18 protein-coding genes are annotated in these 17820 nt (G+C 66.0%); 6 read left to right on the forward strand and 12 right to left on the reverse strand.

Annotated features, from left to right (window positions below; genetic code table 11):
* Window positions 1-179 precede the first annotated feature (179 nt).
* The 4 genes from AOA14_RS02755 to AOA14_RS02770 are packed head-to-tail and all read right to left on the reverse strand — an operon-like array spanning window position 180 to window position 4986.
* On the reverse strand, window positions 180-971 hold the full coding sequence (locus AOA14_RS02755) for a ferritin-like domain-containing protein (protein ID WP_062900669.1): 792 nt from the start codon (window positions 969-971) through the stop codon (window positions 180-182).
* The gene (locus AOA14_RS02760) at window positions 971-1438 is read right to left on the reverse strand and encodes a peroxiredoxin (RefSeq protein ID WP_062900670.1); all 468 of its coding nucleotides are present in this window, start codon (window positions 1436-1438) and stop codon (window positions 971-973) included. The genes AOA14_RS02755 and AOA14_RS02760 overlap by 1 nt, the downstream gene beginning before the upstream one ends.
* On the reverse strand, window positions 1435-4137 hold the full coding sequence (locus AOA14_RS02765; protein ID WP_062900671.1) for a bifunctional [glutamine synthetase] adenylyltransferase/[glutamine synthetase]-adenylyl-L-tyrosine phosphorylase: 2703 nt from the start codon (window positions 4135-4137) through the stop codon (window positions 1435-1437). Before AOA14_RS02765 ends, AOA14_RS02760 begins: the two co-directional genes overlap by 4 nt.
* A 54-nt stretch (window positions 4138-4191) precedes the next feature.
* Window positions 4192-4986 carry a response regulator gene (locus tag AOA14_RS02770; protein ID WP_062900672.1) on the reverse strand — a complete coding sequence of 265 codons (795 nt, stop codon included), beginning with the start codon at window positions 4984-4986 and terminating at the stop codon, window positions 4192-4194.
* Window positions 4987-5197: 211 nt separating this feature from the next.
* Between AOA14_RS02770 and AOA14_RS19575 the strand changes: the two genes are divergently transcribed.
* Complete coding sequence (locus AOA14_RS19575) at window positions 5198-5368, forward strand: NepR family anti-sigma factor (protein ID WP_156000915.1); 171 nt, start codon at window positions 5198-5200, stop codon at window positions 5366-5368.
* 4 nt (window positions 5369-5372) lie between these two features.
* On the opposite strand, the gene tgt is transcribed toward AOA14_RS19575, so the two are convergent.
* The 8 genes from tgt to AOA14_RS02810 form a co-directional block, all read right to left on the reverse strand.
* On the reverse strand, window positions 5373-6497 hold the full coding sequence (gene tgt / locus AOA14_RS02775) for a tRNA guanosine(34) transglycosylase Tgt (protein WP_062900673.1): 1125 nt from the start codon (window positions 6495-6497) through the stop codon (window positions 5373-5375).
* 89 nt (window positions 6498-6586) lie between these two features.
* Window positions 6587-7075 (reverse strand): hemerythrin domain-containing protein, encoded by a 489-nt coding sequence (locus tag AOA14_RS02780; RefSeq protein ID WP_003040526.1) that lies wholly within the window; start codon window positions 7073-7075, stop codon window positions 6587-6589.
* Between the two features lie 64 nt (window positions 7076-7139).
* Window positions 7140-9263 carry a putative bifunctional diguanylate cyclase/phosphodiesterase gene (locus AOA14_RS02785; RefSeq protein ID WP_234178548.1) on the reverse strand — a complete coding sequence of 708 codons (2124 nt, stop codon included), beginning with the start codon at window positions 9261-9263 and terminating at the stop codon, window positions 7140-7142.
* A gap of 164 nt (window positions 9264-9427) precedes the next feature.
* Window positions 9428-10453: a tRNA preQ1(34) S-adenosylmethionine ribosyltransferase-isomerase QueA gene (gene queA, locus AOA14_RS02790; RefSeq protein WP_062900675.1), complete on the reverse strand. Its 1026-nt coding sequence runs from the start codon at window positions 10451-10453 to the stop codon at window positions 9428-9430.
* A gap of 25 nt (window positions 10454-10478) precedes the next feature.
* The gene (locus AOA14_RS02795) at window positions 10479-11225 is read right to left on the reverse strand and encodes a peptidylprolyl isomerase (protein WP_062763964.1); all 747 of its coding nucleotides are present in this window, start codon (window positions 11223-11225) and stop codon (window positions 10479-10481) included.
* A gap of 98 nt (window positions 11226-11323) precedes the next feature.
* Window positions 11324-11830 carry a pantetheine-phosphate adenylyltransferase gene (gene coaD, locus AOA14_RS02800; protein ID WP_003040543.1) on the reverse strand — a complete coding sequence of 169 codons (507 nt, stop codon included), beginning with the start codon at window positions 11828-11830 and terminating at the stop codon, window positions 11324-11326.
* Window positions 11830-12729 (reverse strand): polyprenyl synthetase family protein, encoded by a 900-nt coding sequence (locus AOA14_RS02805; protein WP_062900676.1) that lies wholly within the window; start codon window positions 12727-12729, stop codon window positions 11830-11832. The genes coaD and AOA14_RS02805 overlap by 1 nt, the downstream gene beginning before the upstream one ends.
* A 27-nt stretch (window positions 12730-12756) precedes the next feature.
* Window positions 12757-13020: an exodeoxyribonuclease VII small subunit gene (locus tag AOA14_RS02810; RefSeq protein WP_058813173.1), complete on the reverse strand. Its 264-nt coding sequence runs from the start codon at window positions 13018-13020 to the stop codon at window positions 12757-12759.
* Between the two features lie 73 nt (window positions 13021-13093).
* Between AOA14_RS02810 and AOA14_RS02815 the strand changes: the two genes are divergently transcribed.
* The 5 genes from AOA14_RS02815 (at window position 13094) to AOA14_RS02835 (ending at window position 17810) form a co-directional block, all read left to right on the forward strand.
* Window positions 13094-13765 (forward strand): hypothetical protein, encoded by a 672-nt coding sequence (locus AOA14_RS02815; RefSeq protein ID WP_062900677.1) that lies wholly within the window; start codon window positions 13094-13096, stop codon window positions 13763-13765.
* A complete protein-coding gene (locus AOA14_RS02820) occupies window positions 13762-14175 on the forward strand; it encodes a DUF2177 family protein (RefSeq protein WP_062900678.1) in 414 nt (137 codons plus the stop codon). The genes AOA14_RS02815 and AOA14_RS02820 overlap by 4 nt, the downstream gene beginning before the upstream one ends.
* 132 nt (window positions 14176-14307) lie before the next feature.
* Window positions 14308-14604 carry a hypothetical protein gene (locus AOA14_RS02825; RefSeq protein WP_062900679.1) on the forward strand — a complete coding sequence of 99 codons (297 nt, stop codon included), beginning with the start codon at window positions 14308-14310 and terminating at the stop codon, window positions 14602-14604.
* Window positions 14605-14687: 83 nt separating this feature from the next.
* The gene (purL, locus tag AOA14_RS02830; protein ID WP_062900680.1) at window positions 14688-16943 is read left to right on the forward strand and encodes a phosphoribosylformylglycinamidine synthase subunit PurL; all 2256 of its coding nucleotides are present in this window, start codon (window positions 14688-14690) and stop codon (window positions 16941-16943) included.
* Between the two features lie 126 nt (window positions 16944-17069).
* Window positions 17070-17810 (forward strand): DUF72 domain-containing protein, encoded by a 741-nt coding sequence (locus AOA14_RS02835; RefSeq protein ID WP_062900681.1) that lies wholly within the window; start codon window positions 17070-17072, stop codon window positions 17808-17810.
* Window positions 17811-17820: the final 10 nt, after the last annotated feature.

Raw genomic sequence — 17820 nt, forward strand, 5'->3', positions numbered from 1 at the left:
TCAGTGCCAAGGCACCGAAAACAAGACCAAATCGGAACTTTTGCCCCAGAGAAGCGTTTCGCACGTATCGACCCCGCTATCGCCTTGTCGCCGACCCGTTTTACGGCGGTGTCGGCGCCGGTTGTTTCTCGTGGATGGGATTATTCCCTTGCCCGCGATGGTTACTGCGTGGGCGATCCTTACGAAGCAATAACAGCGTAGTATTCTTGCGTTAAACCGGCATCCCGGCGCGCCGAGTCGTTGAACGGCGGCTTCAGCACCCCGCGAAATCGCGATTTCACGAGGGTTTGCCATGTCGGCGCCGGGGCGAATCCCAATTCGTCGCACATCCAGTTGAACCAGACAGTGCCGGCGCTCACATGCCGGATCTCGTCGGTATAAATGCGCTCCAATATCTTTGCCGAAGCCTCGTCGCCTTGGGCGCGGAAGCGCGTGACGGTGGCGGGCGTCACGTCGAGGCCGCGCGCCTCCAGCACCATTGGCACAATCGCCAGCCGCGCGAGCGGATCGTCGGCGGTCGCCGCCGCCGCTTCCCACAGGCCTGCATGGGCGGGCAGCGCGCCATAGTGACTGCCAAGCGTGCGCAGGCGCCGCTCGAGCAGCGCGAAATGCATCGCCTCGTCGGCCGCGACGGCGATCCAGTCATCGACGAAGCCGCGCGGGAAGCGGTCGCCGAAGCGCCCCAACAGATCGACCGCCAGATCGATCGCGACGAATTCGATATGCGCCAGCGCATGGAGCATCGCGATGCGACCCCGCTCGGAGCCGCCCTTGCGGCGGCGCGGCATCTGGTTCGGCGGCAGCAGCGCGGGCTCGGCCGGCCAGGCGGGCTGATCCGGCATCGCCACGTCGCAGCGCTGGGCAAGCGCGCCGCGGCGCCACGCCCGCGCCAACGCCCGCGCCGCGCGGCGCTTGTCGTGCGGGTCCGCCGTCAGCAGGACCGCGCGCGCCGCTTCGCCCAGGCTTTGCATCAGAGCGTCTTTGCCGCCTCCAGCACCGCATCGGCATGGCCCTTCACGCGCACCTGGCGCCATTCGCGGGCGAGCTTGCCATCGGCCCCGAACAGGAAGGTCGAGCGTTCGATTCCCATATAGGTGCGGCCATAATTCTGCTTTTCGACCCAGGTGCCAAAGGCTTCGCACACGCTGCCGTCCTCGTCGGAGGCGAGCCGCACGGTCAGACCATATTTGTCGCGAAACTTGCACAGCTTCGCCGGCGCGTCGCGCGACACCGCGATCACCTGCGCATTCAGATGCGCGAAATCGGGTGCGAGCCGGGTGAAATCCTGCGCCTCGGTGGTGCAGCCCGGCGTATCCGCCTTGGGATAGAAATAGACGACCAGCGGCGCCCCCTTCAGCGCCTTGAGGTCGATCTCTGCGCCGTCGGCATCGGCAAGCGTGCCGGCCGGAATATCGTCTCCGATCGCGAGTGCGCTCATTCGTCCTTCTCCTTCTGGGGCGCGGCGGACCGAATCGCGGCCCACCAGTCGCCGACCTCCTGCCGCGCCGCATCGTGCGCGGCAAGCAGTTGCGGCCAGCCCGGTTCGCCGCAGGCGCTGGCGACCAGTTTGCGCGCCGCCGCGTTGGCGGGGGCGCCTTCGGGCGCGGTCAGTCGCAGCATGACGAGCATCCGCGCAAGCAGCGCATGCGCCGTCCCCATTCCGGTCGGCGCCAATGCCGCTGCTTCCAGGCAGGCGAGCGCGGTCGGGATATGCGGATCGCGACAGCGCCCGCTCGCCAGTTGCTCGGTCTGCATGGCAAATTCCAGATCGACGAGCCCACCGGGGCCGCCCTTGATGTCGAGCGCGCCCTGCGGCGGCTTATGCGCGGCGATCTTATCGCGCATCGTCGCGGCGTCAGCGACGACCGCGGCCCGGTCGCGCGGCGCCGTCAGGACCTTTTCGATCACGCGGCCCACCTCGGCGCGCGCCGCGTCGGAGCCATAGACAGCGCGCGCGCGCAGCAGCGCCATATGCTCCCACGTCCACGCCTCCTCCCGCTGATAGCGGTCGAAGCTGTCGACCGTGACCACCAGCGGCCCTTGCGCGCCCGACGGGCGGAGCCGGACATCGACGTCGTAGAGCTTGCCCGCCGCGGTCGGTACCGACATCGCCGCCGTCACCCGCTGCGCAAGCCGGTTGTAATAGGTGGTGGCGCCGAGCGGCCGCAGCCCGTCCGATTCCGCGAGATGGTCGCCGGTGAACAGATAGATGAGATCGAGGTCGGAGGCATGGGTCAGCGCGCTGCCGCCAAGCCGCCCGAGCGCGAGCACGACCAGTTCGCTGTTCGGAACGCGGCCGTGCGCGACGACGAATTCGGCAACCGTGGCGTCGGCGAGCACCTGCAACGCCGCTTCGGCCAGATCGGCATAACCGCGCGCGACGATCAGCGGGTCGGTCGATCCCGCGATCAGTTGTACGCCATAGGCAAAACGCCGCTCGCCCACCCGGTCGCGCACGCGGTCGAGCAACCGCTCATAATCGAGACCGGCAAGCGTCGGCGCCCATTCGGCGAGCAGTTCGGTCTTGCTGGCCGGTGCCTCGAACGCGCGCGCGTCGATCAGCCCCTCGATCAGCTCGACGCGCGCCGCGAGCGCATCGGAGAGCGCGGGCGCGAGCGCGAGGATGCGCGTCGCGATTTTCGCCAGCGCGGGCTGCGCCGCGAGCAGATGAAAGAAGCCCACCGCACTGGGCAGCCCCCCCACCAGCTTGTCGAAGCGGACGAGCGCCGCGTCGGGATCGGGTGCCGCGCCGAGCGCCCGAACGAGTTCGGGGAGCACCGTCTCCAGCGCCTCGAGTGCTGCCGGGCTGCGCAGCGCGCGCGCCTTGCCGCCGCGCCATTCGGTGATGGTGCGCAGCGCGGCGTCGGGCGGATCGAACCCCGCCGCGGCGAGCGCCCCCGCCAGCTCCCCCTCGCCCATCGGCAGCCCGCGCGCCACCGCGCGTTCGGCCACCAGCCGGTCGTAGACGGCGCCGACATCGGTAACCACAGGTTCGAGCGCGGCGAGCAGCGCGGCGCCGTTGGGCGCTCCGTCGAGCCGCGCCACAGCGTCGAGCGCGACGGGCTGGACCGGCAGGCTGTGCGTTTGCTGATCCTCGATCATCTGCAACCGGTGTTCGATCCGCCGCAGCACCGCATAATGATCGGCAAGCCGCGTCGCGATATCGGCATCGATCCGTCCTGCTCCGGCGAGCGCAGCGAGCGCGTCCACCGTCGCCGGCACGCGCAGCGACGGATCGCGCCCGCCGTAGATGAGCTGGTGAACCTGCGCGAAAAATTCGATCTCGCGAATGCCGCCGCGGCCGCGCTTGAGATCGAAACCCGGGCCGAATGCCTGCCCTTGCGCGAAATGGTCGCGGATGCGGTCGCTCATCGCGCCGATTTCCTTGAGCTGGCGGAAATCGAGGCTGCGCCGCCAGATGAAGGGCTGGATCGCGTCGAGGAAATGCTCCCCGAGCGCGCGGTCGCCCGCCGACGCACGCGAACGGATGAAGGCCGCCTGCTCCCATGCCAGCGCCTCCGACTCATAATAGGATATGGCGGCGCTTTCGGGCAGGACGATCGGCGTCACTTCGGGGTGCGGGCGCAGGCGCAAATCGACGCGCAACACATGGCCATCGGCAGTACGCGCCGACAGGATTTCGACCATCCGCCGCGCGATCCGCACCGCCGCCTCATCGGGGTCGTCGCGCGAGCGGCGCGGCATGGTGTCGGGGTCGAAGATCAGGATCGGGTCGATGTCCGACGAATAGTTGAGTTCGTGGCTGCCGAGCTTGCCGAGCGCAATGACGGCAATCCCGCGCGGCGCCTCTCCGGGGACGCGCTCGGCAAAGGCTGCGGCCAGCGCCGCGTCGCAGGCGGCATCGGCAAAGGCGGAGAGGTGGCGCGTCGTTGCCGCCACATCATGCTCGCCCGACAGATCGCCGAGCGCGAGCAGCAGCGCCGTGCGCCCGCGCCACCGGCGCAGCGCTGGCATGATGTCGTCGTCCGCCGCTGGCAGCGCCACCGGCGGCAGCGCCGCATCGGCCCCATCGGCCAGAAAGCGCGCCACGTCGTCGGGATAAAGCTCCGCGAGCCGCGCGAGAAACGGGGCGTTGGCGGTCAGGCGGTCGAGCGCGGACTGGCGGGCGGCTGTCATCGCCCGCCGCTATCGCCTGCTCAACCGGCGCTCGCAACCCTCACTGACAAAAGGTCAGGCCGGAACGGTGCTTTCGTCAAAGAACAGTACCTGCGAAATCGCGGCGCGGAGCGTGGCCGGCTGATAGGGTTTGGTCAGCAGGAAAGCCGGTTCGGGACGGTCGCCTGTGAGCAGTCGTTCGGGGAAAGCGGTGATGAAGATCACCGGCACGTTCATGCCGGTCAGGATTTCCTGCACCGCCTCGATGCCCGAACTATTGTCGGCGAGCTGAATGTCGGCGAGGACCAGGCCCGGCTTGTGCGTCTGCGCTTCGGCCACCGCCTCGGCGTGGGTGGTCGCCACCGCGACGACGTCGTGCCCCAGATCGCGGACGATCATTTCGATGTCCATCGCGATGATCGGTTCATCCTCGATGATCAGGATGCGCGCGCGCGTCTGGCGTTCGATTTCCTCGGTCGCCTCTGCAATCAGGGCGTTCACGGCATCGGTGTCGCGGCCGATGATCCTCCCTGTATCCTCGGCATCAAAGCCTTCGACCGCGGTGAGCAGCAGCGCCTGGCGTGCGAGCGAGGGGATACGGCGGAGCCGCGCGTCGGCGATCGCGATTTCGGGCGAGGCGCCATCGTCGTTCGCGGCCGCCTGTTCGGCGACGAGGCCGAAATTATCATGGACCATGCGATAGAGCTGGACGCGCAAATCATGATCGAGATCGACTGTGGCCGGGTTGGCCACCAGCGTTTCGAGCAAGCGTGCCACCAGCGCATCGCCCGCCGGCTGGCTTCCGGAAATCGCGCGGCCATAGCGCCGCAGATAGGGAAGATGCGGCGCGATCGCCTGACCCAAGGACATATATTACCTCCACATGCGGACGATGAACCCGCTTGAAAACCCGCAGAATATCGAGGGTCCGGCAAGGAAATGCGTGCGCCCCCGACATAATTTCACTTGATGGGAACGATTTAGCCGCAATTTGGTTTCATAGGGAAGGAACAAACGCGCCATTGCAGTTTGGTGAAGGCGCGGTTAGCAACGGGGCCCATGTCGCAAGGAAGCAACGATAATGACGTCTAAGGCCGGCTCGTCGCCCGAAAAGGCCGCCGGGAAAGACGCCGAGAAAAAGCTCCCCAGAAAGGCGCAGGATGTCAATCTTGCGCTTCGGCGCGCCTATGAGTCGGCGATCGACGAAACGATCCCGCAATCCATGCTCGACCTTCTGAACAAGCTCGACTGATTTTTCAGCGGTGGTATCGCGCCGCGAAATCGCTCTGGAAGGCGGCGAAACAGCCTTCGGCAATGGCGTCGCGCATCGCCTGCATCAACGCCTGATAGAAATGCAGATTATGCTGCGTCATCAGCATGGCGCCCAGCATCTCGCCCGACCGGACGAGATGGTGGAGATAGGCGCGCGACCAGGTCGTGCAGACGGGGCAGTCGCACGACGCATCGAGCGGCCCCAGATCCTCGGCATATTTGGCGTTGCGGATGTTGAGCGGCCCGTCCCAGGTGAAGGCCTGCCCGTTGCGGCCCGAGCGCGTCGGCAGCACGCAATCGAACATGTCGATCCCGCGCGCGACCGCTCCCACCAGATCGTCAGGCTTGCCCACCCCCATCAGATAGCGCGGCTTGTCGGCGGGAAGCTGGCCGGGCGCAAAATCAAGCACCCCGAACATCGCCTCCTGTCCCTCACCGACCGCCAGCCCGCCGATCGCATAGCCGTCGAAACCGATGTCGATTAGCGCCTCGGCCGATCGCGCGCGCAGCTTTTCGTCGAGTGATCCCTGCTGGATCCCGAAAAGCGCCGACCGCGCGGCGTGCGCCTCGCCCGCGTCGAAGCCCACGCGGCTGCGCGCTGCCCAGCGCATCGACCGCTCCATACTCGCCTCGGCGCGCTTGGCATCGACGCCGTTCGGCGGGCATTCGTCGAATGCCATGACGATATCGCTGCCGAGCAGTCGCTGGATTTCCATCGATCGTTCGGGGGTCAGCATGTGCCGCGATCCGTCCAGATGGCTCTTGAACGCCACGCCCTCTTCGCTCTGCTTGGTCAGCGCCGAGAGGCTCATCACCTGATAGCCTCCGCTGTCGGTCAGGATCGGCCGGTCCCAGCCCATGAAATCGTGCAGCCCGCCGAGGCGGGCCATGCGCTCAGCGCCGGGACGCAGCATCAGATGATAGGTGTTGCCAAGAATGATGTCGGCGCCCGTCGCGCGTACTTCGGCCGGGCGCATCGCCTTCACCGTCGCGGCGGTACCCACCGGCATGAAGGCGGGGGTGCGAATATCGCCGCGCTGCATCCGGATCACGCCGGTACGCGCGGCGCCGTCGGTCGCGGCGACCTGAAAAGCGAATCTGTCGGTCATGGCGCGCGCCTATGACGGGGACGGCGCCGAAAGTCGAGGTCAGAGCGCCAAGGACGCCGCAACGCTGTCCGGCAAACAGAGACCTCCGCCTAGGCGCGCTCGTGCTCGCTCGACGGTTCTTCCTCGGCCGCCTTGGCCTTTTCCTTCGGCTTTTCCTTTTCGAAGATGGCGAGCAATTCCTGCTTCTTCGCCTCCGAAAGATCCTTCTCGGCCTCCGGGAACATCTCTTCCTCTTCCTCGTCGATATGATGAAGATAGCGGTCCTTCATCGTGCGAAAGCGGGTGAGCCAGCCGGTCGAGGCAAAATCCATTTCGTAAAGCTCGGTCAGGAAATCCTCGATCTCCTTATGCTCCGACACGCTGTGCTGCGCATCGTCGCGCAGTTCAGGCTTGGCGAGCATCGTCGCATAGAGCGACATTTCCTCCGACGCGGCGTGCGCGGTCACTTCGACGCGGAACGCCTCGAACAAGGTGCGGCGCTCGTCGCTGTCGCCGTGGGTCTCGTCGATGCGCGCCAGCAGGTCGCGGTGGCGGTCGTGGTCGGCCTTCAGCCGCGCGAAAATCTTCGTCTCAGCCATGATGGTCTCCGTTCCGTGAATGGGATCGGAGGTAGAACGACCGACGCGCGGCGCGGTTCCCGGTTCAGGCGGCCTTCCAGTCGCTCGAGGTGCTGAACGCCGGCAGGACGAGCGTATTCGCAGCCTGCTGGCTCGCCGCCGCGATCAGATAGGGGGAGACGCGGTGGCGGGTGCAGAGCCCGCCATTGCCGTCGCTGACCATCGATTGTTCGAATTCGATGCCCTGCTGATGATTGATCGAGCGCCGCACCGTCGCCGTCGCGAGCTGGCCTTCGCCGAAGTCGATCACAAATTGCGTCCCGACCGGAACATCCAGAATTCCCTCGATGAAGGCGCCGGTGCGCGACAGGTTGCGGATCACCACCGCGTAGCGATGATTGTCGTGAATCGCATGCACCTTGCGGAACATCTGGAAGCGGTCGTTGCGCTGACGCGCCGGGCCCGACGGCTTGATCGTCCACGCGCCGCCCTCGGTACGCTCCACCAGTTCGGCATTGGCGACCGGTTTGCTGTAGACATAACCCTGGACGTGACTGACGTTGAGTTTGCGGATCAGGTCGAGCTGATCGAGCGATTCGATGCCTTCTGCCGTCGTTTCCATGTCGAGCGCTTCGGCGAGCGCGACGATTGCCGCAATGATCGCCGCATTGCGCGATCCCTTTACGGTCGCACCGCGCACGAAGCTCTGGTCGATCTTGATCTTGTCGAACGGCGCCGATTGCAGATAGCCGAGCGACGAATAGCCGGTTCCGAAATCGTCGAGCGCCAGCCGCACGCCAAGCGCCTTCAGCGCCGTGAACATCCGCGCCGTCTCGCTGGAATCGGCCAGGAATACGCTTTCGGTGATTTCGAGTTCGAGCCGGTCGGCGGGCAGTCCGGCGTTGGACAGCGCGCTGGTGATAATCTTGGGCAGGTCTCCATTGGCGAACTGGATCGCCGACACATTGACCGCGACACGCAAGTCGCCCGGCCAGCGCGCAGCATCCTCGCACGCCTTGCGCAGCACCCATTCGCCGAGCGGCCAGATCAGATTGGCCTCTTCGGCGATCGGGATGAACAGTGCGGGCGAGATCGGGCCGCGGTCGGGATGGTTCCAGCGCAGCAGCGCCTCGACGCCGGTCACCATATTGCTCTTGGCATTGACGACTGGCTGATAGGTCAACTCCATCTGCCCGCGCGCCAGCGCGTCGCGCAGGTCCTCCTCCAGCGCGCGGCGATCCTCGGCCGATTGATGCAGGTCGCTCGAATAGAAGCGGAACCGGCCGCGCCCGTTGCCCTTTGCGGCATAAAGCGCAAGATCGGCGTTGCGCACCAGATCCTCGCTCGACTGTCCATCGAAGGGCGCGATCGCGACCCCGACCGACGCGCCGATGATGCAGCGGCTGCCTTCGACCGAATAGGGCTGCGACAGGCTGCCGATAATGTCGGCGGCCATATCGCCGAGGCGCCCGCGATCCTCGATATCGGGCAGGATGATCTGGAATTCGTCGCCGCCCAACCGGCTGACCATCTCCTTGTCGCCGACGATCTTGAGCAATCGCTCGGCAACCTGCTTGAGCAGCGCATCGCCCGCCGGGTGACCGAGCGTGTCGTTGACCTGCTTGAAGCGGTCGAGGTCGAGCAGCATGATCGCGCAGCTCCGCTGCTGCTGCGAAAAGGCCGCGAGCGTCGTGTCGAGCTTTTTGGAGATGTGGAAACGGTTGGCGAGTCCGGTCAGCGAATCATAGAGCGCGAGCCGCGAAGCATCCTCGGCCGATCGGCGCTGCGCGGTGATGTCGGTGCCGCTGCCGCGATAGCCGCAGAAATTGCCCCGATCGTCATGGTGCGGCCGCCCCGAAATCGCCCACCAGCGATCATCGCCCTCAAAGGCGCTGCGCAGGGGCAGATCGTCGAATTTGGACTGGCGCGTCAGCAGGAACGGCAGCGTGCGCTGCCGCTCGCCATGGCTTTCGGGCGGCAGGAACAGATCGGTGAGCGGCGTGCCGAGCAGTTCGCCGCTCGACCGGCCCATCAGGCGTGCGACGGCATCGGTGATATAGGTCAGCCGGCCCTGGGTATCGGTCGACCAGAACCAGCCGCGGCCGCTTTCCTCGTAATTCTGGAGCAGCAGCAGCGCTTCGCGGGTGTGCAGATTGGGGATCGCTTCAGCGCCCGAACGCGCGGCGCGCGCGCCGAACTTGCCGAGCAAGCCGCGACTACCCGTCGCAGCGCCCCCATCGACATGTTCCCCGTCCCCGCGAAATGGCATGATTACAACGACACTCGTGCTGGTCCCCACTAGCGGAGATATTTGGGGCCAATGCCTTGCCATAATGTAAATATCCGCTTCCCGGCCGCGGAAAATTGTCCCGTTCAGGGTAGGAGCAAGCTCGAATCGCCGTAGCTGTAGAACCGGTATCCACCGGCAATCGCATGCGCATAGGCCGCCTGCATCGTCTCCAATCCCATCAGCGCACTGACCAACATGAACAAGGTCGATCGCGGCAGGTGGAAGTTCGTCATCAGTCCGTCGATGGCGCGGAAGCGGTAGCCGGGGGTGATGAAGATCGCCGTATCGCCTTCGAAGGGCCGGATTACCCCCTCCTCGCCCGCCGCGCTTTCGAGCAGGCGCAGGCTGGTGGTGCCGACCGCTATGACCCGGTTGCCGCGGGCGCGCACCGCGTTCAGCCGCTCGGCGGTCGCGGAATCGATCACCCCCCATTCGGCGTGCATGACATGATCTTCGGTATCGTCGGCCTTGACCGGCAGAAAGGTGCCCGCGCCGACGTGCAGCGTCAGCGTCTCGCTCTCGATCCCCGCCGCGCCGAGCGCCGCGAGCAGATCGGGCGTGAAGTGCAAGGCCGCGGTCGGCGCGGCGACGGCGCCGTCCTTTTGCGCGAACATCGTCTGATAATCGCTGCGGTCGGCATCGTCCGTGGCGCGCTTGCCCGCAATATAGGGCGGCAGCGGCATCGTGCCCGCGCGTTCGAGCAGCAGCTCGACCGGCTCTTCGCCCGGGAAGAAGAGGATGAAGCTGCCGTCGGCCAGCCGGTCCTCGGCGAGTGCGCCGACGCCTGCGCCGAAATCGACCGTCTCGCCGATGCGCAGCCGCTTGGCGTTGCGGACGAACGCCTGCCAGCGGCGCAGGTCGATCCGCTTGTGGAGCGTGGCGCCGATGCGCGCATCGCCGCGACGCCCTTCGAGCTGGGCGGGAATGACGCGGGTATCGTTGAAGACCAGACAGTCGCCCGGCCGCAGCCATAGCGGCAGGTCGCGCACCCCGGCATCGGTCATCGCACCGCCCGCCACGACGAGCATGCGTGCCGCATCGCGCGGACGCGCCGGACGGAGCGCGATGCGCTCGGGGGGCAGATCGAAATCGAAGGCGTCGACGCGCATTATCAGGATCGCGCGTGCGGCAAGGTCAGCGCTGGATCGGCGCGTTGAGCTGATCGGCCGTGATATCCGTGGCGGGCTTTGCCGGCTGATCCTCGGTCAGCATCGATGCCGGCGGCATCGGCTTGTTGTCGGCGGCCACCGACACCTGGACCATGCGGGACATCACCGCCGGCGGCTCGCCCTTGTGCACGGCATCGACGAATTGCATGCCCGACACGACGCGGCCGAAGGCGGTGTAATTATGGTCGAGGCTGAAGCGCGGCTGCAGCATGATGAAGAACTGGCTGTTCGCGCTGTCGGGGCTCTGCGCACGCGCCATCGACACGGTACCGCGCAGATGCGGCGTATCGTTGAACTCGGCCTTGAGGTCGGGAAGCTCCGATCCACCCTGCCCGGTCGCGGTCGGATCGCCCGTCTGCGCCATAAAGCCGTCGATCACGCGGTGAAACTTCACCCCGTCGTAAAAGCCGGCCCGCGCAAGCTGCTTGACGCGTTCGACGTGATGCGGCGCGACATCGGGATAAAGCTGCACCACGACGCGGCCGCCGGTCGAAAGGTCGAGGTTGAGCATATATTCGGGATTGCCCAGATATTGCTCGGGCTTGATCGTCGGCGCGGCTTCGGTCGCGGTATCGGTTGCCGGCGCCGCTTCGGTTGCGGGTGCGGCGGCCGCCACGGGGTCCGTCGTCGCCGGGGCCTCCTGCGCCATGGCGGGAAGCGCGAGCCCGAACGCAAGCGCCGTCAGGACCATGGGTCGGATAATCATCTTCATGCTGGGTCAGGCCTCTATCAAAAACTGCTTCGCGCCCCGTTGGCGCGACCTAGCGGGAAAAAGCTGAACGCTCAATGATCGGATTGCCGGCGACGGGATCAGCCCTCGCCCTGGCGAAGTCCGCGTTCGGATATCCGCGCGACGACGGCATCGCGAACGGCGGGGGTAACGAATTTGTGGATGTCGCCGCCGAAGATCGCGATTTCCTTGACCAGCCGCGACGCGATCGGCTGCAGGCTGACGTCGGCCATCAAAAACACGGTTTCGACGCGGTTGTTGAGCTGCTGGTTCATCCCCGCCATCTGATATTCATATTCGAAATCGGCGACGGCGCGCAGCCCGCGGACGATCACCGTCGCCCCCTCGCGCTCGGCAAAGTCCATCAGCAGCGAATTGAAGCCGACGACGCGAATGTCGCCATCGATCCCTTCTACCTCGCGGCGGACCATTGCCAGCCGTTCCTCGTCGTCGAACATCGGCGATTTGGTGATATTGGTCGTCACCCCGATTACCAGCCGATCGACCAGCTTGGCGCCGCGGCGGATGATGTCCATATGGCCGAGCGTGATCGGGTCGAAGGTTCCGGGATAAACCCCAATGCGCATCAACGGTCCCTTTCCACCACAAAGCGCGCGATCGCGCGCAGCAGCGCCGCCTCTTCGCCGAAACCGGCCAGATGCGCAATTGCCTGATCGACGAGCAGCCCGGCCTGTTCGCGCGCGCGGTCGATCCCCATCAGCGTGACGAAGGTCGCCTTGCCCGCATCCGCGTCCTTGTGCAGCGCCTTGCCGGCCAGCGCCTCGTCGCCCTCGACGTCCATGATGTCGTCGGCGATCTGGAACGCGAGGCCGATGTCGCGCGCATAGCCGCGCAGCGGGCGCCGCCCTTCGGCCGGAATACGCGCGAGGATAGCCCCCGCCTCGACCGAAAAGCCGATGAGGGCGCCGGTTTTGAGCTGTTGCAGCCGTGTCACCGTCGGCAGGTCGAAATTCGACGTTTCGGCCATCAGGTCCATCATCTGCCCGCCCGCCATGCCCGCCGGTCCGGCGGCCAGTGCGAGTTCGCGAACAAGCTCGCTGCGCACGAAAGGATCGGCATGCGTCGCCGGATCGATCAGCCATTCGAAGGCGAGCGCATGCAGCGAATCGCCCGCCAGCACCGCGGTCGCATCGTCGAACGCCTTGTGCACGGTCGGCTTGCCGCGCCGCAGATCGTCATCGTCCATGCACGGCAGGTCATCGTGGATCAGCGAATAGACATGCATCGCCTCGACCGCGGCGCCGACGCGCAGGCTGAGCTGACGGTCGACATGGAACAGGTCCGCCGCCGCGCAGACCAGCAGCGGGCGCAGCCGCTTGCCGCCGCCGATCGCAGCATGGCGCATCGCTTCATAGAGGCGCGCGCGCGGGTCTTGCGGGACCGCCAGCAGGCGATCGAACAGCGCGTCGATGCCCGCCGCCACTTCGACCAGCGCATTGCGGAGAAGATCGGAAGAATTCTGCATTGCCCCCTCGGCCAGTGCCACCGCGCCTCAGCCTTCGCCGAAAGGCTTGGTTCCGGCGGGCTGTCCGTCGGCGCCGAGCCCGACCTGCTCGATGCGCGCCTGCGCCGCGGCAAGCCGCGCTTCGCAGTGCGCGCGCAGGGCATGGCCGCGTTCGTACAGCGCCACCGATTCCTCGAGGCTGACATCACCGCTTTCGAGGCGGCGGACGATGGTTTCGAGTTCGCCCATCGCGGCTTCGAAGGACAGCGCCGCAATATCGGCGGCAGCGGCGGTATCGGGGGTATCCGTCATCCCCCAGCTTTGGCCCGCGAAGGGCGCTGCGGTCAAGCTTGACGTCGCCCTTTTCGTCGATAGCATCGCCGTCATGTTCGTCGGCCATTTCGCCCCGGCGCTCGTCGCCGCCACCCGGCCCAGGGCCCCGGGGCTCGGAACGCTGTTCGTGGCGGCGCAACTCGTCGATATCGGCTTCGCCGCGCTGCTGATCCCGGGGGGCGAGGCGATGCGCGTCGTTCCCGGCATCACGGCGATGAACCCGATGGACCTCTATCACATGCCCTACACGCACAGCCTGCTCGGCGCGCTGCTGTGGGGTGCGGCGTTCGGCGCGCTGGTCGGGGCGATTACCCGGCGGCGGGAGGCGGCGTTGCTGACGGCACTGGTCGTCGTTTCGCACTGGTTCGCCGACCTGATCGTCCATATCCCCGACCTCACCCTCTATGGCGCGCCGCCGAAACTCGGGTTCGGGCTGTGGAATTATCCGCTCGCCGAAATGCCGCTCGAGATCGGACTGACCGCCGCAGCGATGATCTATTATGCACGCCGGACCAGCGCGCCGACCGGCAACCGGCGATTGTGGATCCTCGGCGGCTTGCTCGCGGCGGTCCAGGCGGTCGACTGGTTCGGCGCCAAGGCGCCCGACTATTCGATCGAAATCCCGCTGACGATGCTCGCCGCCTATATCGTCCTTGCGCTCGTCGCGGCGTGGGCGGGCGCGAACCGCGCTGTCGTGATGGCGCAGGAGGAGGCCTCGACATGATCCATTACGCGATCGGCTATGTCGCCACCGCGATCCTTTTCGGCCTGCTCGACGCCTTGTGGCTCCGCACGATGGTGCCCGCGGTCTACCGCCCCGAAATCGGTACGTTGCTTATGGACGGATGGCGGCCCGCGCCCGCGCTGATCTTCTACGCCCTCTATATGCTGGGCATCCAGATTTTCGCGGTCGCCCCCGCGATCGAGGCCGGGCGTTGGCAGGTCGCGGCGCAATGGGGGGCGCTGTTCGGCTTCTTCTGCTACATGACCTACGACCTCACCAATCATGCCACGATGAAGATCTGGTCGACCAAGGTGACGCTGCTCGACATCGCCTGGGGCAGCGTCGCGACCGGCCTCGCCGCCGGCGCGGCGGCCTGGATCGTGCTGACCGTCGCGCCGCGCACCACCTGAAACGCAGCCTCCTTTTGCAATCCCGATAAAGTTTTTTGCAATTGCTGCGCCGTGCGCGCGCCGTCATGCTGCGGCGCACAATAAAGAGGGGCTTAAAGGCAAGTTTTGTTCATCAAGACAAGGACTTGCACGATGAAAATTATCCTATTTCCCGCGTTCGCCGCCGCCGTGCTGGCGCCCGCCTTTGTCGCGGCTGCCGAACCGGCGCAGCAGCGTTTCGAACATGCCGGCCATGTATATGCCTATTCGGTGACCGAAACCGACGGCTATCGCATCATCAGCGGGATCGAGGAGAAGAGCGGCAAGCCGTTCAAGCTGCGCGTCGGCACTCACCGCGTGCGCGGCACCGTCGGCACCCAGCAGGTCAATTTCTCGCTGCGCGACGTCGAACCGCTCGGGAAAGCGGCAGTGACGCTCGCCGCGCGCTGAGACACCTCTCCGACCCGGACCCCATGGTGCGAAAAGCATCGTGGGGTCTGTTCGTTTCGCGCGTACATCGCTAAAGGCGCGCCATGACTCAGACAGCAAGCGCGCCCGCCTCCGTCATCACCCCCGAGATCGTCGCCGACCATGGCCTGTCTCCGGAAGAATATGAGCGCGTCCTCGCCGCGCTGGGGCGCGAACCGAACCTTGTCGAACTCGGCATCTTTTCGGTCATGTGGTCCGAGCATTGCAGCTACAAAAGCTCGCGCCTCCACCTCAAGAAACTGCCGACCGAGGCGCCGTGGGTGATCTGCGGCCCCGGCGAAAATGCCGGCGTCATCGACATCGGCGAAGGTCCCGACGGCACGAAGCTCGCGGCGATCTTCAAGATGGAGAGCCACAACCACCCCTCGTACATCGAACCCTATCAGGGCGCGGCGACCGGGGTCGGCGGCATCCTGCGCGACGTCTTCACGATGGGTGCGCGTCCGGTCGCGAACCTCAACGCGCTGCGCTTCGGCCGCCCCGACCATCCGAAGATGAAGCATCTCATCTCGGGCGTCGTCCACGGCATCGGCGGCTACGGCAATTGCGTTGGCGTTCCGACCGTCGGCGGCGAGGTCAATTTCCACAAAGCCTATGACGGCAACATCCTGGTCAACGCGATGACCGTCGGCGTCGCAGAGCAGGACAAGATCTTCTATTCGGCCGCCAGCGGCGTGGGCAATCCGATCGTCTATGTCGGATCGAAAACCGGCCGCGACGGCATCCACGGCGCAACGATGGCGTCGGCCGACTTCGGCGAGGATGCCGAGGAGAAGCGCCCCACGGTGCAGGTCGGCGATCCCTTTACGGAGAAGCTGCTGATCGAGGCATGCCTCGAGCTGATGGCGTCGGACGCGATCGTCGCGATCCAGGACATGGGCGCTGCGGGACTCACCTCCTCGTCGGTCGAAATGGCGTCGAAGGGCGGCGTCGGCCTCCACCTCAAGATGGACGATGTGCCGCAGCGCGAAACCGGCATGACCGCCTATGAAATGATGCTGTCCGAGAGCCAGGAACGCATGCTGATGGTCCTGAAGCCCGGCAAGGAAGAGTTTGCGAAGGCGATCTTCGAGAAATGGGAACTCGACTTCGCGGTTATCGGCACCGTCACCGATACGGGGCGCATGGTGCTGGAACATCATGGCGAGATCGTCTGCGACATCCCGCTCGCCCCGCTCGCCGACGATGCGCCGCTCTATGACCGGCCGCACGTTCCGACGCCGAAGCAGCCCGACCTGACCGACGTCCCCGAAACCGCCGATGTCGCGGCCGACCTCAAGACGCTCATGGGATCGCCCGACATCGCAAGCCGCCGCTGGATCTACGAACAATATGACAGCCAGGTCGGCGGCGACACGGTGCAGATCGGCGGCGACGCAGCGCTCGTCCGCATCCACGGCACGGGCCGCGCGCTCGCGATGAGCACCGACTGCACCCCGCGCTATTGCTATGCCGACCCGGTCGAGGGCGGCAAGCAGGCGGTCGCCGAAACCTGGCGCAACATCAGCGCGGTCGGCGCGACCCCGCTCGCGATCACCAACTGCCTCAACTTCGCCAATCCGCAGCGCCCCGAGATCATGGGGCAAATCACCGGGTGCCTCGACGGCATGGGCCAGGCGTGCCGCGCGCTCGACTATCCGATCGTCTCGGGCAATGTCAGCCTCTATAACGAGAGCAAGGCGACCGGCGGCGGCAGCGCGATCCTGCCCACCCCCGCGATCGGCGGCGTCGGCGTGATCGACGATCTGTCGAAGGCCGTCGGCATCGGCTTCAAGCGCACCGGCGATATCGTGCTCGCGGTCGGCGAGCGCGCCGGCCACCTCGGCCAGTCGGTCTGGCTACGCGAAATCCTCGGTCGCGAGGAAGGCCCGCCGCCGCCGGTCGACCTGCGCGCCGAAAAGCGCACCGGCGATTTCATCCGCCACGCAATCAACGCCGGCTGGATCACCGCCTGCCACGATGTGTCGGACGGCGGCGTCGCGGTTGCACTCGCCGAAATGGCCCTGAAATCAGGCATTGGCGTGCTCGTCAGCGAGGAACAGCCCTTCGGTATTGCCGAAAGCTTTTTCGGCGAGGATCAGGGCCTCTATCTCGTCACCGTCTGCGACACCTGCCTCGCCGACTTCCTCGACGCTGCGAACCGCGCCGACGTGCCGGTCGATCCGCTTGGTCGGACGATCAAGGACCGCATCGTCTTCGAACTGCCCGAGAGCGATTTTTCGGTGACGCTCGCCGAGCTACGCGAGGCGCATGAGGGCTTTTTCCCGGCGCTGATGGGGGCTGACGCAGCGCTTGCCTAGGTCGTCATTGCGAGCGTAGCGAAGCAATCTCCGGCGACCGGTCGTGCGAGACGATGGCTGGGGATTGCCGCGTCGCTTCGCTCCTCGCAATGACGACGCTCCATTTTGCGCGGAGGTGACCGACTCATGACCATCCACATCGGCATCGGCGGCTGGACCTACGAACCGTGGCGGGGCACCTTCTATCCGCCGAAACATCCGCAAAAGCGCGAGCTCGACTATGCCGGGCAGCATCTGACCGCGATCGAAATCAACGGCACCTATTATGGCAGCCAGAAGCCCGAAAGCTTCGCCAATTGGGCGGCCGCGGTCCCCGACGGGTTCAAATTCAGCGTCAAGGCGTCACGCTTCTGCACCAATCGCAAGCAGCTCGCCGATGGCGCGGCGTCGGTCGAGAAATTTCTGACGCAGGGACTGACGCGCCTTGGCGACAGGCTCGGGCCGATATTGTGGCAGTTCATGGCGACCAAGACCTTCGATCGCGATGATTTCGCGCGCTTCCTCGACCTGCTGCCCGAAAGCCAGGACGGGCTACCGCTGCGCCACGCACTCGAGGTGCGGCACGAGAGCTTTCGCGACGCCGCCTTCGTCGACCTGGCGCGCGAGCGCAACATGGCGATCGTCTTCGCCGACAGCGACGAATTCCCGTGCATCGACGAGGCGACGGCGGACTTCAGCTATGCGCGGCTGCAGCGCAGCCGCGACGATGTCGCGACGGGCTACGACGAAGCGGCGCTCGACCATTGGGAGGCGCGCGCGAAGGCTTGGGCGACCGGCGAGCGCGACGCTTATGTCTTCTTTATCGCGGGCGCCAAGGTGCGCAATCCTGCAGCGGCGCAGGCCCTGATCGCCCGATTGGGCGGCTGAGCAAGAGCAA

The sequence above is a fragment of the Sphingopyxis terrae subsp. terrae NBRC 15098 genome (assembly GCF_001610975.1).
Classification (GTDB): Bacteria; Pseudomonadota; Alphaproteobacteria; order Sphingomonadales; family Sphingomonadaceae; genus Sphingopyxis; species Sphingopyxis terrae_A.

Excerpts from the sequence above, each read along its gene's own strand:
- AOA14_RS02760 (WP_062900670.1), bottom strand. The coding sequence starts at position 1,438 with ATGAGCGCACTCGCGATCGGAGACGATATTCCGGCCGGCACGCTTGCC.
- AOA14_RS02780 (WP_003040526.1), bottom strand. The coding sequence starts at position 7,075 with ATGGCTGAGACGAAGATTTTCGCGCGGCTGAAGGCCGACCACGACCGC.
- purL (WP_062900680.1), top strand. The coding sequence starts at position 14,688 with ATGACTCAGACAGCAAGCGCGCCCGCCTCCGTCATCACCCCCGAGATC.
- AOA14_RS02815 (WP_062900677.1), top strand. The coding sequence starts at position 13,094 with ATGTTCGTCGGCCATTTCGCCCCGGCGCTCGTCGCCGCCACCCGGCCC.
- AOA14_RS02825 (WP_062900679.1), top strand. The coding sequence starts at position 14,308 with ATGAAAATTATCCTATTTCCCGCGTTCGCCGCCGCCGTGCTGGCGCCC.
- AOA14_RS02795 (WP_062763964.1), bottom strand. The coding sequence starts at position 11,225 with ATGAAGATGATTATCCGACCCATGGTCCTGACGGCGCTTGCGTTCGGG.
- AOA14_RS02765 (WP_062900671.1), bottom strand. The coding sequence starts at position 4,137 with ATGACAGCCGCCCGCCAGTCCGCGCTCGACCGCCTGACCGCCAACGCC.
- AOA14_RS02805 (WP_062900676.1), bottom strand. The coding sequence starts at position 12,729 with ATGCAGAATTCTTCCGATCTTCTCCGCAATGCGCTGGTCGAAGTGGCG.
- coaD (WP_003040543.1), bottom strand. The coding sequence starts at position 11,830 with ATGCGCATTGGGGTTTATCCCGGAACCTTCGACCCGATCACGCTCGGC.
- AOA14_RS02770 (WP_062900672.1), bottom strand. The coding sequence starts at position 4,986 with ATGTCCTTGGGTCAGGCGATCGCGCCGCATCTTCCCTATCTGCGGCGC.
- AOA14_RS02755 (WP_062900669.1), bottom strand. The coding sequence starts at position 971 with ATGCAAAGCCTGGGCGAAGCGGCGCGCGCGGTCCTGCTGACGGCGGAC.
- AOA14_RS02810 (WP_058813173.1), bottom strand. The coding sequence starts at position 13,020 with ATGACGGATACCCCCGATACCGCCGCTGCCGCCGATATTGCGGCGCTG.
- AOA14_RS02820 (WP_062900678.1), top strand. The coding sequence starts at position 13,762 with ATGATCCATTACGCGATCGGCTATGTCGCCACCGCGATCCTTTTCGGC.
- AOA14_RS19575 (WP_156000915.1), top strand. The coding sequence starts at position 5,198 with ATGACGTCTAAGGCCGGCTCGTCGCCCGAAAAGGCCGCCGGGAAAGAC.
- tgt (WP_062900673.1), bottom strand. The coding sequence starts at position 6,497 with ATGACCGACAGATTCGCTTTTCAGGTCGCCGCGACCGACGGCGCCGCG.
- AOA14_RS02835 (WP_062900681.1), top strand. The coding sequence starts at position 17,070 with ATGACCATCCACATCGGCATCGGCGGCTGGACCTACGAACCGTGGCGG.
- queA (WP_062900675.1), bottom strand. The coding sequence starts at position 10,453 with ATGCGCGTCGACGCCTTCGATTTCGATCTGCCCCCCGAGCGCATCGCG.